We start from the raw sequence: 17,509 nt of genomic DNA, 5'->3' as shown, positions 1-17,509 counted from the left end.
TTTGGAGCATTTTTTATTTTTATGCGGTATAACTAGCAAAAGCATCTTCCAGACTTTCAAACTTACCTTTAAACTCATCAATAGGGCAGTCCTGAAGAATATTCCCTTTATGAATAAGAATCACTCTTGAACAAAGAGCTTCTACTTCCTGCATGATGTGAGTGGATAGTAAAACTGTTTTTTGCTGGCCAATTTCTTTTACTACATTACGGATTTCAATGATCTGATTAGGATCAAGACCGTTCGTAGGTTCATCCAGAATCAGTAAATCGGGCTGATGAATAATCGCCTGTGCAAGTCCTACACGCTGTTTGTACCCTTTAGATAATTGCCCGATTTTTTTAGACTTTTCGGGGGTAATTCCTACCAGCTCTATTACCTCATCCACTCTGGATGCAGAGATTTTGTGAATATTAGCAACGAACTGAAGGTATTCTTTCACATACATTTCCAGATAAAGCGGGTTGTTTTCAGGAAGGAAGCCTATTTTCTTTTTGCTTTCAATCTCGTGGTCAGAGATATTCAAACCGTTGAAAATAATCTCTCCCTGGTCAATTTTCAGTGCTCCGACAATAGATTTCATCAAGGTAGATTTTCCGGCACCGTTGGGGCCAAGAAGTCCAATGATTTCATTTTGATCAATAGAAATATTGATATTGTCAAGGGCAGTCTGCTCCCCAAATTTTTTGGTTAAATTGATTATCTGAAGCGGCATAAGTTATAATGTCTTTCTGCAAAAATAAAATAAAAAAACTCATCCGATGGAATGAGTTTCGCAATATTTATAAAATATACTTATTTTCTTGATTTTTTCTTGGCTCCCCCTGTTGTGGGAGTAGCAGTAGAAGCAGTATTAGAAGCTCCTTTATTTGCAGTTGGGCTTACAGCTGAAGGCTTTTCATACATTGCATATTTTCCATTGGTTCTTCCAAAAATTTTCTCCACTTGTTTTTGGTTCAAAAACTGTGATTTACCTATATATTTTCGGTTTTTGTTGATGACCTGGATAAACTGTACGGTCTGCTGTCCATAATTCTTTTCATAATGAAGCTCGATGATATCATTGGGAAGCTCCAATACAATATTTTCATCCGGAGTAGAGATAAAACCATCTATAATAAGTTTAAATAACCCCGTGACATCCCCATTGATATTCTGGAATGAAAAAGATCGGATTGTATTCAGGTTGCTGGTATTCAGATCCTGGTAGTTGACTGTAAATTTATCTTCCTTTTTATAGAGACCAACGGAATTATCTTTACCAATTTCCACCAAACTTTCATTTTTCAACACTTTAATCTGTGAGAAAACCGAAATACCGAACATACATGTAATAAGTAGAATTATTTTTCTCATGAAATGATTTTTAATATTTTACAACTTGGTGCACATAAATTTACTAATAAAAAAGCGTAAAAGCAATTTTATTCAATTGGAGCAAAAATAACCATTTTTTTTAATATCCATACAGGTTGCTAGAATAATGTTATGTAAATCATTGTATATGGGTTTTGATTTAATGTGTTTATTTACAGTTGTTTATAGTGTATAGACATTGCCGCTTTAACAAATGTTAAAATTATGGAATGAAGTGATTATTTGTCATAATCTACTGATATATAGTGAGTAATTTTTAAAGTAAAAATAAAATATAATATTTTAATGTCCATAGCTGATCACTCTTGATATTTTCCATCCATCAGGGGTTTGTTTCCATATATGAACAAATTTGAATGTTCCACAATTGATCAGCGAACCATTTTCCAGACGGCAAAATTGATGAATCCCGGTTTGTATGGCTCCATAATCTTTAATAGGATATACTTCCACAGATCCGGGGACTAAAACTCTTCGGGTGTATGCATAGTTTTTAGCTACTCTGGTAAAATTATCAATAGTTTCTTTATAGTTTGCAAGGCCGCCAACATCATGGAAGAACTCAAGATTTTCAGTGAAAAATGTTTTCAGGCTTTCAATATTTCCTGAGTTGGCAGCGCTAAAAAGAATGCTGTCCTTTTTCATGATGGTATTGTAGAGCTCCTGGGAGACTGGTGTATAAGATTTTGATTGTGAGAAAGTGCTAGTCCATACCAAACAGCATAATAAGGTTGAAAATAAAGGAATGAAGAATCTGTTTTTCATATTTCATGGTTTTATAATTCGAAACTTTTCAGCAATTTGTTGTATTTGCTTTTAGTTTATCCAAATGTAACCAATTAAATTTTAGCAGATTGTGAAAAATGTTATTTTAGTTATTGATAGAACGCTTAGAAATAACAGCTATAAAAGTATCAAATTCATTTTTGTAACTTCTCCCCACAGGAATTTGATAACTGCCAAGAAGAACCTCATGATTGCTGAATGCAGTAACGAATTGAGCATTAATGATAAAAGACCGATGGATTCTTATAAAATCCTTGCCGGATAAGGTCGTTTCAAGATCTGTTATCTTAGTCTTTGAAATAAAGCTTTCCTGATTGGCCAGCACGACTTTGATATCATTTCCCTGGCTTTCAAAATAAAGAATTTCCGAAAGTGATATTTTCCGTTGCATTCCCGTTGTTTTGATAATGATAAAGTCTTCTTTATGTTCAGCTGAGTTTCTCAGGATACGTTCTACCGCTTTGAAAAAACGTTCAAAAGTTATAGGTTTCAAAAGATAATCTACTGCTTCCAGTTCAAACCCTTCAATGGCAAAGTCCCGATAGGCTGTGGTGAAGATGGTCTTGGGCTTTTGGGGCAGTGATTTCAAAAAATCTATTCCATTCAGATGAGGCATCTGAATATCCAGAAACATAAGATCTATTGTCTGATTTTGCAATATTTTATATGCCTGCATTGCATGTTCAGCTATTCCTATCAGTTTTAAATCGTCAATTTTTGAAATATGGTTTTCAAGTAAGGACGCTGCCAGAGGTTCGTCATCTACAATGATACAATTAATCATAATGTGGAGGAGTGGTTATTTCAACTTTAAAAATATTGTTTTCCTGTGAGATTTGGAAAGTAAAATTTCCTTGATAATGATATTCCAGCTGTCTTTTTATGTTTTGCAGTCCGATTCCTCTTTTATGTTCCGGCTGATGGTCTGGGAATGTGTTTTCAATTGTAAAAACAGAATATTGGGTATTGGTTTCCAATTCAATCTTTATTGCTGTAGTTCCTGAACTTTTCCCTGCTCCATGTTTAAAAGCATTTTCTACCAAAGTAAGATACAACAGTGGTGGAATAGTATTCGGAGAGTTGAGAACAGTATGTTTATGTATTTTTAATCTTTCATCATGGTAGCGAAGACTTTCCAGCGCAATATAATGATCAATGATTGCCAGCTCATCGGAAACAGGCACCCATTTTTTCTGCCCTTTGTACAAAATATAATCCAGAATATCTGAAAGCTGGCTGATAGATTGTGAAGTCTTGTCAGAATGGCTCATTGACAGGGAATAAATATTATTCAAAGTGTTAAAGAGAAAATGAGGATTGAGCTGAGATTTGAGAGATTGTAATTCCAGTTCCGTCTTTTCCTTTTGCAGTTTAATTGTTCGTTCCTTTTCATCCTTATACCGTATGAAAAACATGATAGAAATAAAGATAAATGCCCCACTGATAATCGTGAATGTATAATGAATCAAGAGATAGGGGATATCAGTAAAAATATCGAATACGCTGTCTTTAACTTCATTGGTAAAGAGTGGTTCCGCAATATAAACAAGAAAAAGCCTGTTGATGACAGAGATAAGGTAAAGACTGAGAATAAGATACAGCGAAAATTCAATATATTTTTTTCTGTCAAAAAAATACCGGACCAGGATAAAATAGATGAAATTGGCTCCTATAATCTGAAAAATCCAGTGGCAGAAGTTGTAGATCAACACTTCTTTAAAAATTCCGCCATCATATTCCCCATACATTTTTGCGGTTCCAAATAAAAACAAAGCAGTCCAGAAGAATAGCTGGAAATAAACATTTGACCTGAGTTGGTTTTCTGACGGGATTTTCATCATCATCAAAAATATAAAATCTTAAGTGACATTATGGAAAAGCAATGTTAAATGCTTGAAATTAATGACAGACAGCATGATTGATGATACAAATGGCAAATTTCGCTATTGACATTAAATATCGCGTTGTCTAAAATCTTCATCAGAAAATATACCTGAATTTGTCAACATTTGCAAAAAAAATAATGACAGAACATTCTGAAAGACTTTACGGATTGGATCATCTGAGAGCTGCTGCTATTATACTTGTATTGATGTACCATTACCGCGCATTTAAACATCCTGACTGGATAGACAGTATTGGAAGATTTGGCTGGACGGGAGTGGATCTCTTCTTTGTTTTAAGTGGTTTTCTGATTTCGGGGCAGTTGTTTAAAGAGATGGAAAGCAAGGGCGGAATCAGTTTGAAAGCATTCTATATAAAACGGTTTTTCAGGATTATTCCGCCTTATTTTTTTACCCTATTTATCTATTTTACGATTCCTTTTTTCAGAGAACGGGAGTCTTTATCTCCTTTATGGAAGTTTTTGACTTTCACGCAAAATTACGGGCTGGATGTCATCAACCGGGGAACATTTTCCCATGCATGGTCATTGTGTATTGAAGAACAGTTTTATCTTATCCTTCCTTTACTGCTTGTAATAGTATTGCCAACCAGATTATTTAAATATCTGGGATTGATGATTATAGCTGTTATCGGATTTTCTTTAATGGCCAGATTGATGGCATGGAATGAATTGATCACAGAAACAGATCCCGGCTCCTCAGATTTCTGGAAATTGTGGTACATGAAAATATATTATCCCACACATACAAGGCTGGACGGACTGGGAATAGGAGTTTTGATCGGCTATCTTATGCAGTATTCATCAGTATTTAAAAAAATGGTTGAAGCGAATGGAAATAAACTTTTCTTTCTTGGAGTCATGCTGTTGGGAATCTCATTTTGGGTATGTAATGAACAGGCTTCCAAAACAGCTTCTGTACTGGGGTTTATAATGGTGGCGGTAAGTTATGGAATAATCCTTATGGCTGCAATTTCAAAATCATCTTTCCTATACAGGTCGAGGTCATCTATTACCACTCAGCTGGCAGCTTTATCCTATGCTGTTTACCTTTCACATAAAGGGATTATTCATATGATACAGGAATCCCTTGATTATTTTAAACTTGAAACATCAGATAATATAAGCCTTCTTCTGTGTCTTTTCGCTTGTATTCTGGGTGGTTTATTCTACAGATTTGTAGTAGAAAAACCCTTCTCTATGATTAAAACAAAAGTTTTGAAAAAGTATTATTCTTGCTAAAAATCTTTGATTTTTTTTGCGCCTTAAAAAATATAAGATTAAAAAAGTCTTTGCGTTTTCCAAAAAAAATAAGGGGTTTAATTGGAAAACGCAAAGGCGCAAAATAGTATAAAAGGTATGTTGTAAGACGCCAGGATTTTATCTGGGATAAAATTGATGGCAGTATGTTTTAAGGTCTATGACAGATATTTTATAGGATACTTTCTTGATTTACTTAGAGGTAATTGCTTTCAGGACTACATTCTTGATTGATGCTTCTTTAAAGCTCCAGTATTCACTTTTTTCAGGCATTTGGTTTTCGAGGATAATCAAAGTGGTATCCGTAGCAGGAAAGTAGGCATTAAGGCAGGTGAATCCGTCACCAAGACCTGTTACGGCAAAATAATCTAAGCCCGCTTCTTTGATAAATCTCACATTATACCCGAATCCCATACTTTCTTTTCCGAAGACATTGTGTTGAGAGGTTGTAGAAGGGGTCAGCATCTGTTTTTGAAACTCCGGAGAGAGAAGTTTTCCTTTGAATAATGCCTGGTCCCACTTTGCGAGATCCTGCACCGTGGAAATGATACCTGCAGCAGGAGCTAAATCATCATTCAGAAATGATTCTTTCACTTTTTCAAACTGATTGTTTATGCTTATATAGCCGGGAACAAGAGCCTGCTTATTCTTGGTATTGTAAACAAATGTTTTATCCATTTTCAGCTTTTTGAAAAGGGAGTTGGCAAGTTCTGTGAAGGTTTTTCCAGTCGTGTTTTTAAGAATTTCACCCAATAGCCTATAAGAAAGATTACCATATTTGAATTGGGAACCGGTTTTGAAAGCGGTAGGTTTATTGATATCTGTGATACCGTGGGTGTGGTTCAGAAGGTGATGTATTGTAACTGTATCTGCCCAGGTCTGTGTAAGTGAGGGCAGGTATTTTTTTATAGGGATATGAAGGTTGAGTTTTCCCTGTTCAGCAGCCTGTACAATCAAAACTGCTGTGATCTGCTTTGAATTTGACATGATTTCAAACTGGTCATCCGTTTTCAAAGAAACCTTCTTGTCAAAATCTCTGTAGCCATTTGATTTCAGATATTGTATTTTTCCTTTCTGGGCAACCAAAACAACGCCGTTGAATGCAATAGGACTGGAAGCCGTTATGATGCTGTCTATTCTGTGTTTATAAATATCTTTTTTCTGAGCTGCTGCAGTAATAGATAGCAAGGTAGAAAATACACCTGTGAAAAGTAATTTTATTTTGGTCATTGTTTATTTTTTACGGCTTGAAAACTGGGATTTGTGAATGGAAAGGATTCCAAATATATGTATTTCCTTTTTTCTTTTATTCTAATAATTTTAATAAATTAGTTTCCATGAAAATTATTAACCTTTCTATAGTTCTTGTCTCCATTATTTCCTGTAAAAAAGATAAAGAATACCCGAAATATGTTGAGCTGGAATCCGGGAACGGAAAATATTCTCTTTATATCAAAAATGGAACTTTTGAATTTTTAAAAACAGAACATGTAAGTTATGACCAGATAACAACAGCTCCTTTTTCAGACGGAAAATACGAGGTGTCAGGGGATGAATTGATTTTGAAAAGCGGCAAAGGAAATCAATATATATTCAAAATCGGTAATGAATCTGAACTGATTCCTGAAAAAATGGATTCGTTGAAAGATCTGAAAGGACTATTTCCAGTACAGATTCTTCACAATAACAAAATGCCGAAAGAAATGGGGCGGCTTGATTCTTTAGGAAGAAAAAATGCACTATGGCTTTATTTTAATGAAAAAGGTAAGGTAATCAACCAACGGCTGTATAAAAATGGAGCGCTATTGAAAGATAATTATAAGTCTGATATTATTATAAAATAAACAACATAATTTATCATTTTTATCTCTCGCAGATCTTGCAAATTAAGCAGATTTAAAAAAATAGAGGAGAAAATTATTTTAACGCAAAGTTGAATTACTACTTTCATAATTTTTTAGAAAGCAAAGGCGGAATCAATTACATTGATTCTGTTTAAGCATACGCACTATCATGCAGCTTCATCAGCGACTTTGTTGCTTACTTTGCCTTCTTTAATAATTATTTAAATAATAAAACTTTGCGTTTAAGAAACTTACAACTCAGTAATTATCAATAAAAAGGCACCATTTACAAGTAAATGGCGCCTCGTCACTGAATATATTTGAATGTAAAATTGTTTTTGGTTTATCTACTCATTCTGCTTGATTTGTGGGTTATTATTAATCTCTTTATTAGGAATCTGGAATCTGAATTTATCTGGTGTCAGGTTAAACCTTCCAAAAGTGTGATTCGTTCCTGTGTATACTCTTTCCAAAGGGGTATTTAATCTTTTCATATCAAACCATGCATAGCCTTCACCCCAAAGTTCTATCCTTTTTTGTAGGACAATTTCATTGATAAGCTCATTGCCTGATTTTGTAGATAGCGTGTAGGCTTTATCCCTTTTCGATGTAATGTCGAATAATACCTGTCTTGCTTCCGTTTCTCTTCCTTGTCTGGCAAGGGCTTCTGCTTGTATATAATACAATGAGGAAGCTCTGATATAAATATAATCTCCTTCAAAAAGGGTAGGATCTTTAAACTTCCAGCTTACATACGGTGGATAATTTTTTGTTTTTCCGTTAAAAGTATAAGCCGCATTCTGACTGCCGTTAAATACTTTTTTACGGTAATCTGTCGCCGGGATCGCTTCATAAAGACGTTTGTCAATCAGCTTACGGATCTGTGCAGCACCGGCATATCCTTCGTTGGTATTATCAAACATGGAGAAGAACGAAGCATAATAATTTCCAATACTCATCGTGGAAATTGTATTATGAAAACCCCATATAACCTCAGGATTATTGATGTTGGAAAATCCGGTAGAGGTATAATCGTCCTCTGTCATAAGGGCGACTCCCTGCTTACTTTCTTCAGCGTATTTAATTGCTTTGGTGTAATCTCCGGTTTGCAAAAATACCTCAGCTGCAATGGCTTTGGCGGTTCTTTGGTCTATCTGGGCTCTGGATGGGCGCGCATACGTATCTAAAAGACCGATAGACTCTTCAATATCTTTCTTGATTTGTACATACACTTCAGAAACCGTTGATCTTGGTAAACCCTGGCTCGGATTGGCTGCTGTAAGAGCCAGTGGAAGTCCCGGTTCAGACTGATGGCCATTATAGTCATTGGCATAGAAACGAACCAGATAAAAGTAGGAGTAAGCTCTCAAAGCGAGCAGCTGCCCTGCAATCGCTCTGTTTTTTGCATTGGCATTCTTATCCAGACCATCAAGAAGCTTGTTGATCACAAATATTCTTGCATAAAAAGTGGTCCATACAATCTCAGAAGCAATATTGCTGGCATTGGTAGCTTCATAATTATAAAACATTCCCAAATGCTGGTTGGTAGACTGGATGACATCATTGGACATCAAATCGGCACCTGCTTTGATCCCCATAATTCCGAAATCTGAGTGAACGGTAGTACCACCGGCCCCATTACTGCGAAGGTCAAGATATACTCCGCCTAGAATTTTTTCCGGAGTGGAAGAGTCATTATTCAGCTGTTCACCGGAAATATCACCTTCCGGTAAAGTATTGAGATCATTGGCACAGCTGGCAGTAATAAAGCCTATGCCTGCCGCTGCTATAAAGTATTTTATTTTTTTCATTGCATTCTTTTAAAAGTTAAGTTTAAAGCCTAAGGAAACACTGGACAACAGAGAATATCGATATGAATCCGAAACTCCTGTCAATGAGGTTCTTGGATCATATCCTTTTCTTTTAGACCACAGATACAGATTGTTTCCTGTCACATAAATTTTAAGTCCTGATAAACCAGCTTGTTGTGCAAAGCCATCAGGAAGCTGATAGGAAAGGGTTATATCCTGAAGACTGATATAATCTGATTTGATAAGATAAAGCGTAGAGTTTCCGTTTTGATTCGTTGCATTAAGATCTACCCTTGGTAAAGCGGCAGTTGGATTTTCCGGAGTCCATGTTTTATCCAGATCTGTAGAATAGTTAGAACCATAGCTGTCGGAATGGAATAAACTTCTGTACACATCATCATAACCATATCCGCCAAACTGATATGCAAAATTCACAGCCAGATTGAATCTCTGATAGCTAAAATCGGTTCCGAATCCACCATATACCTTCGGAATGGCTGATTTTCCGGTGTTATAGTCAGTAGCTTCTTTATAATTGTTGGTCACTGTTCTTTCCTCTTTCTGAGTGACAGGATTTATAGAGGTACGGTACCATAAAGCATCACCATTATCAGGATTTACCCCGGCAAATTCTTTAAGGAAATAAGTATAGCGGTCTCCTCCTTCTGTCAGAATAAACAATCCGGAAACCAAACCTGTATTTCTTTGCTCGGCTGGCAATCGGGTGATCTTATTCTTATAATGTGTGGCATTGGCATAAATACTCCACTGGAACTCGTCACCACGAAGAATATCTACACTTATATTAGCCTGAACACCTCTGTTCGTCATATCCCCAATGTTTCCGTATTTCACATAAGAACCTGCATTGGATGGAGGAAGAGGAAGGGTATAGATCATATCGGATACTTTCCTTTCAAAATAATCTGCATTCAGGTTTATTCTGTTTTTTAAAAATGAGATTTCAAAACCGGCATTCAGGTTTTTGGAAGTTTCCCATTTTAAGTCTTTATTTCCCTGCTTTTTAAGAGATAGAACTGGTTTGTCATCCCCGAAATTATTAATCCCGTAGATATCCTGATAAGCATAATAATCTCTGGTGGAACCACTCAGAAGAATGTTGTCATTTCCCTGCTGTCCGTAAGAAGCTTTTAATTTTAAAGAATTAATGACAGTGTTGTCCTTAAGGAAATCTTCTTTTGCTATATTCCATGCCAGTCCCAGCCCATAGAAATTTCCCCATCTGCTTTCCGGAGAAAAAACTGAAGAACCGTCTCTACGGATATTGGCATTAAAGAAATATTTCCCGTCATAATTATACAGTAATCTCGTGAAATATCCTTCTACAGCATATTCATATCCGCTTCCTGATAAATCGGTAATCTTTACAGCATTGTCAAAAGATTGGGAATTGGGTAATAAAAGCTGCTGTTTTGATCCTGAAAACCCATCATCTTTTATCTTATTCAGTTCATGTCCAACCAGAATATTAAAGCTGTGATTTCCCAACTTTTTCTGATAAGTAAGCAATTGCTGGTGGTTCAACGTATATTTAAAATTAGAACCTTGCGAAATAGTACCGCCTACAGAAGATGAAGTTCCTCCTTCGGTATTCCCGAACTGCAGGTTTCTGGTATTTTCGAGATAAGCACCAAAGTTATAAGTGAAATCCAATCCTTTGATGATTTCGTAATTTAAACCAAGGTTAAGGTTGGTGATATTACTTACGATCTGAGACTTATCTTTTTGGAGGTTCCCAACAGGGTTTTCAAAAACGGCATAAGATCTTGTCGCTCCGTTGGATCCCTGACCGTCTCCATAGTCGTATAAGGCATTTCCATTATTGTCATAAAGCCTCTGATAGTTATCATCTCTAAGAAAGACAGGATAGAAAGGAGCAATATTTCTGGCAAACTGGAAAGGATTGGAAAAGCCTCCCGTTTCCCCAAAATCCTGTTTGCTGTACGTATAAGATAAAGCACTTGTCAGCTTCAATTTTGAAGTAATATTATAGTCTACATTTGATCTGATCCCGAATCGTTCAAAACCTGAAGAAATTAAGTAGCCTTTATCATCCAGATAATTAAGGGAAGTATATGATTTTACCTGATCACTGTTGGCATTGATACCTACGGTAGCTTCTCTTCTCAAAGCCGGTCTGAAAAGCAGTTTTTTCCAGTTGTCCTGGTATAATAACTTGGCATCAGGATTGAAAAATCCATCTTTTGAAATCAGTTGATTGAACGGTATATTATAAGCATCATATCCCAGTTTGTTCAGTGCAGCAAGTCCTACATCATGGGGACTTGGTCCGGAAGGAACAGCTCCCGGTTGTTTCAGTCTTGCAATCTCACCAATTCTGGCTCTGTTATAATAAGCGGTGTAATAATCCTGTGGAGAAGTATAGACGGAATAGTCTTCAATAGATCTAAAATTGACCCCGGTTCTTACATCTGCCTCAATACTCAGTCCTTTGTTTTTACCTCTTTTTGTATTGACGATAATAACTCCGTTAGCCCCTCTGGAACCATATAAAGCATTTGATGAAGCATCTTCAAGAAATGAAATACTTTCAATATCCGATGATGCAATACTGTTGAGGTTTCCGCTGTACGGAATACCATCCAGTACAATTAGCGGGTCACTGGACGCGTTGATGGAACCTATTCCTCTCATTCTGATAGTGGGCTGGGAGCCCGGTTGTCCGGAGGAGATTACCTGTACTCCTGCTACTTTTCCTCCAATTCCCTGAAGGATATTTCCGTTCTGAAGATTAGAGAGGTCTTTGGCCTTCAATGACTGTACAGATCCTGTGATTTCTTCTTTTTTCTGCTTTCCAAAAGCTACCACCACGACTTCTTTGATGGAGGTTTCCTTGGAAAGGCTGTCTTTACTTTGTGCAAAACCATATTCCGCAAATAGGAGTAAGGCCAATACACCAAGTTTGCATTGTTTCTTTTTCATTATATATTAATCTAGGGTTAAAATTGAACTGTGTATTACTGTTGATCTCTGTAAGAAATAATGAGATTTCCTGCCTCCTTTTTCAGGGAGGTGTAAGAAATAAAATATTAAAATTTACAGGAGATGTACCCGGATTAAAGAAGCCTTGAATTCTTTGGCTTTAATTCCTACAGTAATGAATGTATCTTTTAGAAAGCTATGACATCATCATTTTGCACATCATATCAAAGCACATGTCTTGAGAAATAGAGTTGTGCTGTGAATGGGAAGGCACTGCGGAACATTTATGTTTTGCAGGAGCTGCCGCCAGAAGGGTGCAATAGTAAGAATTAAAGGTGTTTTTATTCATGAGAATAAAGTTTATGTTTTTTTTAACTGGGTCAAAATTATTTAATAATTGGTAAATCATGATAAAAGAGGGGTATGAGATAAATCATATTAGTCTACTAAATTAGTAGGTTAATCAAATGGAAAATGATTTTATTAATGTATTTTCTTGAAAAACAATTAGTTGTGATTGTATTTGAAAATGTTAAAAAATTATAAAAAAGAACCTTTTTCATGGTGAATTAAAATTAACACAATAAGTCCATTGATTTTGTAGACTTTTAATTTATTTTATAGCATGAAAAATGATGAGAGTGGGGATTAAGAGCTTTATCCTGCTATCCGCTCATACTCCTCACGCCTGCCTGCCACCCTCTGCATAGCCAAAGGGTCTCATTGCCTGTTCCGGGGTAACCGCTGCTATCAGGGCTAGGGGAAGGGCTGGATTATGAATGGAGAAAATGAGCTTAAATATCTGTGTTGATCTCTGAAATCTGTGGGAAAAATTACAATGTTAAACAAGAGTAACCTTAGCCATAATCTAAAAAAAGAAGCCTGCTTTTCAGCAGACTCCTATAAAAACAAGATTGAAAAGAATTTATTGTTTACGAATGTCCGGAACAGCCAGAGAATTCTGATCCCAGCCACCACCAAGTGCTCTGTATACTGCAACACTTGCTTTAAGTTGATTGACTTTCTTCTCTACCAGTTCAAACTTGGATTCCAGCGCATCCCGCTGAGTCAGCAAGACTTCCATATAATCGGCACGGGCATATTTGAACAGATCGTTAGAAATATCAACAGACATTGTTAAAGCATTCACTTCCTTTGTTTTGATATTCACGCTGCTCTCCAGATTATGAATTTTAGACAACTGGTTGGCTACTTCTATATAAGCTCCCAAAACAGTTTGCTCATAATGATATACCGCCTGGATTTGCTTTGCGTTGGCATTATAATAAGCCGCCTTAATTGCTCTTCTGTTGATCAGTGGAGCCGTAAGCTCTCCGGCAACAGAAAACAGAAACGACTGAGGCTTGATGATATACAACGGATTAAAAGCCTGTAAACCGACTCCTGCAGAAAGATCAAGAGAAGGGTAGAATCTTGCTTTAGCCACTTTGATATCAAGTTTGGCTGCTGCCAGTTCATACTCAGCCTGTTTAATATCCGGACGGTTTTCCAAAAGCTCAGAAGGTATCCCTCCGTACACGGCTTGTGGAACAACAGAATCAAAAGAATTCTGACTCCTTTCTACAGATTGCGGAAACCTGCCCACCAGATAATTGACTGTATTTTCAGTTTCAACAATCTTTTGCTGAATGTCATACTGCATCCCCTGGGTTTTCAGAACCTGGGCTTCAAATCTCTGAACAGCCAGTTCATTGGATCTGGCATTCTTTTTTAAATCTTTGATAATCTCCAGTGCATCATTCTGAATTTTGATATTCTGATTCAAAATGACCAGTTCGTTATCCAGTGCCAGCAACTCATAATAAGAATCTGCAATCTCTGAAATAAGATGAGTGGTCATAAAATTCTTTCCTTCAATGCCGGCAAGATACCGCTGTACCTGTGCTCTTGTAGCATTATGAAGTTTACCCCAGATATCCGTTTCCCACTGTGCCTGGGCACCAATTCCAAAGTCAAACAAAGGCTCAGGCATTTCTCTGCCGGGTTCTATTTCTGTATTGGCTTCCATAGCTCCGATATTGGTGTAACGGCTTACTTTGTCTACACCTGCACCTGCTTTTAAACCTACAGACGGAAGATATTCACCTTTTCTGGCTTTGATTTCATTTTTAGATATTTCAATTTCCTGAAGGACAATATTCAGTTCCTGATTATTCTGAAGAGCCTGAGTAATCAGTTCCTGAAGATGCGGATCACTGAAATATTCATTCCACTTCATTTTTCCCGTATTGAGGGTGTCATTTTCTGCTGAACCGTATTTTTCAGGGACGGTTTTATGTTCAGCACGCTGTTCTATTTCGATAGGTTTACAGGCAGTAAGACTTAATAAGACGACTGCCAGACCTGCATATTGATATATTTTTCTTTTATTCATAATGGATCATGTCTTCGCTTAATGGAGATTCATCTTCGTCTTTAATCATTTTTTTGCCGTCAGACCACTTGGCAAATATGTAGTAGAGCCCCGGAATTACAATCACTCCGAAAAGAGTACCTATCAGCATTCCACCCAGTGAGGAGGCTCCGATGGTGTGATTTCCGATGGCTCCTGCACCTCTTGCAAAAACAAGCGGAACCAATCCTGCAATAAAGGCGAAAGAAGTCATCAGGATGGGTCTGAAACGGGCTTTAGATCCTTCTACAGCTGCTTCAAGAATAGAATCTCCGGCCTGACGTCTTTTCACGGCAAATTCTACAATAAGTACTGCATTTTTACCCAATAATCCGATAATCATAATCAATCCTACCTGTGCATAGATATCATTTTCCAGTCCCATCGCTTTTAATAATAAGAAAGACCCGAAAACTCCCACCGGTAAAGAGCAAAGTACTGCAAACGGAATAAGGAAACTTTCATACTGAGCTGCCAGGACCAGATATACAAATACCAAAACAACAAGGAATACGTAGATCGCTTCATTACCACGTTGTGCCTCATCGTAAGACAATCCTTCCCAAGCTACTTTGTATCCGTGAGGAAGTGTTTTAGCTGCCGTTTCATTGATGGCCTGAATGGCATCCGCTGTTGTATAGCCGGAAGCCGGAAGTCCACGGATTGCCGCAGAATTGTACATGTTGTAACGGGTGATTTCGTTAGGTCCCTGTGTCTTTTTCATTGTCATAAATGCTGAATAAGGAACCATTTCATCACGGTCATTTTTTACATACAGATTCATAATATCCGTAGGAAGCCTTCTGAATTCCGGAGACGATTGTACATATACTTTAAAGAACTGTCCGAAACGGATAAAGCCCTGTTCATAGGTACTACCGATCAGAATGTTGAGGTTATCCATCGCTTTTCCGATAGAAACTCCTTTCTGCATCGCTGAATTATTATCAAAAACGAGTTCATACTGCGGATAATTGGCAGCAAAGAAGGTGAACACTCCTGAAAGTTCCTTACGCTTTTTAAGCTGGGCAATGAAATCTTTATTGGCTTTATCAAATTCCTGATAATCAGTCGTTCTGTTCAGATCTAGAAGTCTCATAGAGAAACCTCCCGAAGATCCGAATCCTGGTACAGCCGGTGGTTCAAAGAACTCAATGGTAGCTCCGAGATCTTTAGATTTTTCTTCCAATTCTTCCATGATTTCCTTTACAGAATGCTCACGGTCGTTCCAGCTTTTAAGATTAATCAGACAGGTTCCCGCATTCGAACCACGGCCTTCCGTCATGATCTCATATCCTGCCAGTGATGATACAGATTCCACACCGTCTACTCCCATACAGATTTTCTGTAATGTTCTGGAAACCTTATTGGTTTGTTCCAGAGTAGAGCCCGGAGGAGTTTGGATAATGGCATAGATGGTTCCCTGGTCTTCATTTGGAATAAATCCGCCCGGAAGTACTTTATTAATCATAACAATTCCGGCACAGAAAGCAATCAGGATTCCCCATGTGACTATCTTTCGGCTTACGATTTTTCTAAGGAATGAAGCGTATTTTCCTGTTACTTTATCAAATGCTCCGTTAAAAGAATCTAACGCTTTGGTGAAAATATTTACTTTTTTAGGCTTTCCATGATGGTTCTTCAATAACATTGCTGCCAAAACCGGAGTCAGTGTAAGCGCTACTACTGCTGAAATCACAATAGAACTTGCCATGGTAATAGAAAACTGACGGTAGAAAGTTCCCACAGGACCCGTCATAAAGGAAATAGGAATAAACACAGCCACCATTACGGCTGTAATGGCAATAATAGCTCCTGCAATTTCACCCATCACTTCTTTTACAGCTTTATAAGGCGAAATATTACTGTCTTCCATTTTAGCGTGAACGGCTTCTATCACTACAATCGCGTTATCCACCACAATACCGATTGCCAATACCAGTGCGAAAAGGGTAACAAGGTTAATGGTTAATCCGAAGAACTGGATGACAAAGAAAGTTCCAATCAAAGAAACCGGTACGGCAATAATAGGAATCAACGTAGAACGCCAGTCACCAAGGAAAATGAAAACCACAATGGCAACGAGGATAAATGCGTCCCTTAAAGTATGCATTACCTGTTCAATAGAGGCATCCAGGAATTGCGACACATCATAACTGATTTTATAATCAACACCTGGCGGGAAGTTTCCTTTCATTTCTGCAAGTTTCGCTTTCACATCTCGGATCACATCATTGGCATTACTTCCGTAGTTTTGTTTTAAAACGATAGAAGCGGAAGGATGCCCGTCAAGATTAGAATAAATATCAAAGAATTCACTTCCTAATTCTACTTTGGCAATATCCTTCAGTTTCACATTTTCTCCTTCTGCATTGGAACGGACAATGATATTTTCATACTCTTCCGGTTTGTTGTATTGTCCTTTATAAGTCAATACATATTCCAGGGATTGTGCTGCAATACCGGAACTCTGTCCGATTCTTCCCGGACGACCAATGATACTTTGCTCACCAATAGCCTTCATGACCTCATCTACAGAAATAGAATACGCACGCATACGATCAGGATTCAGCCAGATACGCATGGCATATCTTCGGCTACCCAGAATCTGAGACTTTGCAATCCCGTGGATACGGTTAATTTCCGGGATGATATTCACCATAGAGTAGTTGTACAGGAATTTTTCATCCATACTTTTATTTGTACTGTAGAGATTCACGTACATCAACATACTTGGCTGAATCGGGTTTACCACCACTCCTTCTTTTTGTACAAGCTCCGGCAGTAAAGGCATTACCTGATCCACTCTGGTTTTTACCAGAACTACCGCTTCATTGGGATCGGTTCCGGGATCAAAGACAACGTTTACCGTAGCTTCTCCGGCACTGGTGGCATCGGTAGTGATGTAACGCATTCCCTGAACTCCGTTGATAGCATTTTCGATCGTAATCAGAGATGATTTTACCAATACATCTGCACTTGCACCCGGATAGGCAATGGAAACTGCTACTGTAGTAGGGGCAATTTTGGGAAACTGCTCTGTAGGAAGCTGTTTCATGGCGATACCTCCCATAAACAGAATGACAACCGATATTACGATAGCGAAAACCGGTCGGTGTATTACTTTTTTAAACATAATGCTGTTTTTGGG

General features: G+C 37.5%; 13 protein-coding genes. 2 read left to right on the top strand and 11 right to left on the bottom strand.

The features are described from left to right. Nucleotides 1-19: 19 nt before the first annotated feature. From AC07UM_RS17625 to AC07UM_RS17605, 5 genes are all read right to left on the bottom strand, one after another. The gene (locus AC07UM_RS17625) at nucleotides 20-715 is read right to left on the bottom strand and encodes an ABC transporter ATP-binding protein (protein ID WP_494681368.1); all 696 of its coding nucleotides are present in this window, start codon (nucleotides 713-715) and stop codon (nucleotides 20-22) included. Nucleotides 716-795: 80 nt separating this feature from the next. Beyond that, nucleotides 796-1,356 (bottom strand): hypothetical protein, encoded by a 561-nt coding sequence (locus AC07UM_RS17620; protein ID WP_494681367.1) that lies wholly within the window; start codon nucleotides 1,354-1,356, stop codon nucleotides 796-798. A 303-nt stretch (nucleotides 1,357-1,659) separates the two neighbouring features. Next, nucleotides 1,660-2,142, bottom strand: coding sequence for a nuclear transport factor 2 family protein (locus AC07UM_RS17615; RefSeq protein WP_494681366.1), 483 nt, complete (start codon nucleotides 2,140-2,142; stop codon nucleotides 1,660-1,662). A gap of 106 nt (nucleotides 2,143-2,248) precedes the next feature. Beyond that, a complete protein-coding gene (locus AC07UM_RS17610; protein ID WP_494681365.1) occupies nucleotides 2,249-2,947 on the bottom strand; it encodes a LytR/AlgR family response regulator transcription factor in 699 nt (232 codons plus the stop codon). After that, nucleotides 2,940-4,007, bottom strand: coding sequence for a sensor histidine kinase (locus tag AC07UM_RS17605; RefSeq protein ID WP_494681364.1), 1,068 nt, complete (start codon nucleotides 4,005-4,007; stop codon nucleotides 2,940-2,942). The genes AC07UM_RS17610 and AC07UM_RS17605 overlap by 8 nt, the downstream gene beginning before the upstream one ends. A 179-nt stretch (nucleotides 4,008-4,186) precedes the next feature. Here AC07UM_RS17605 and AC07UM_RS17600 point away from each other — a divergent pair, with 179 nt between their 5' ends. Further along, the gene (locus tag AC07UM_RS17600; protein WP_494681363.1) at nucleotides 4,187-5,308 is read left to right on the top strand and encodes an acyltransferase family protein; all 1,122 of its coding nucleotides are present in this window, start codon (nucleotides 4,187-4,189) and stop codon (nucleotides 5,306-5,308) included. 210 nt (nucleotides 5,309-5,518) lie between these two features. On the opposite strand, the gene AC07UM_RS17595 is transcribed toward AC07UM_RS17600, so the two are convergent. Continuing rightward, nucleotides 5,519-6,556 carry a serine hydrolase domain-containing protein gene (locus tag AC07UM_RS17595; RefSeq protein ID WP_494681362.1) on the bottom strand — a complete coding sequence of 346 codons (1,038 nt, stop codon included), beginning with the start codon at nucleotides 6,554-6,556 and terminating at the stop codon, nucleotides 5,519-5,521. 107 nt (nucleotides 6,557-6,663) lie between these two features. Here AC07UM_RS17595 and AC07UM_RS17590 point away from each other — a divergent pair, with 107 nt between their 5' ends. After that, a complete protein-coding gene (locus tag AC07UM_RS17590) occupies nucleotides 6,664-7,170 on the top strand; it encodes a hypothetical protein (protein WP_494681361.1) in 507 nt (168 codons plus the stop codon). A 347-nt stretch (nucleotides 7,171-7,517) separates the two neighbouring features. On the opposite strand, the gene AC07UM_RS17585 is transcribed toward AC07UM_RS17590, so the two are convergent. The 5 genes from AC07UM_RS17585 to AC07UM_RS17565 all read right to left on the bottom strand — a co-directional run bounded on the left by AC07UM_RS17585 (nucleotide 7,518) and on the right by AC07UM_RS17565 (nucleotide 17,494). Further along, entirely contained in the window at nucleotides 7,518-8,981 is a 1,464-nt protein-coding gene (locus AC07UM_RS17585) for a RagB/SusD family nutrient uptake outer membrane protein (RefSeq protein ID WP_494681360.1), read from the bottom strand. A 9-nt stretch (nucleotides 8,982-8,990) separates the two neighbouring features. Further along, complete coding sequence (locus tag AC07UM_RS17580) at nucleotides 8,991-11,945, bottom strand: SusC/RagA family TonB-linked outer membrane protein (protein ID WP_494681359.1); 2,955 nt, start codon at nucleotides 11,943-11,945, stop codon at nucleotides 8,991-8,993. Nucleotides 11,946-12,141: 196 nt separating this feature from the next. Further along, nucleotides 12,142-12,294, bottom strand: coding sequence for a hypothetical protein (locus tag AC07UM_RS17575; protein WP_494681358.1), 153 nt, complete (start codon nucleotides 12,292-12,294; stop codon nucleotides 12,142-12,144). A gap of 576 nt (nucleotides 12,295-12,870) precedes the next feature. Continuing rightward, nucleotides 12,871-14,340 carry a TolC family protein gene (locus tag AC07UM_RS17570; protein WP_494681357.1) on the bottom strand — a complete coding sequence of 490 codons (1,470 nt, stop codon included), beginning with the start codon at nucleotides 14,338-14,340 and terminating at the stop codon, nucleotides 12,871-12,873. After that, entirely contained in the window at nucleotides 14,333-17,494 is a 3,162-nt protein-coding gene (locus AC07UM_RS17565) for an efflux RND transporter permease subunit (protein ID WP_494681356.1), read from the bottom strand. Before AC07UM_RS17565 ends, AC07UM_RS17570 begins: the two co-directional genes overlap by 8 nt. Nucleotides 17,495-17,509: the final 15 nt, after the last annotated feature.

Source organism: Chryseobacterium sp. GW821-FHT04C04 (assembly GCF_059420365.1).
Note: the sequence above shows the minus strand (reverse complement) of the source record. Positions and strands in the feature narration are given on the sequence as shown.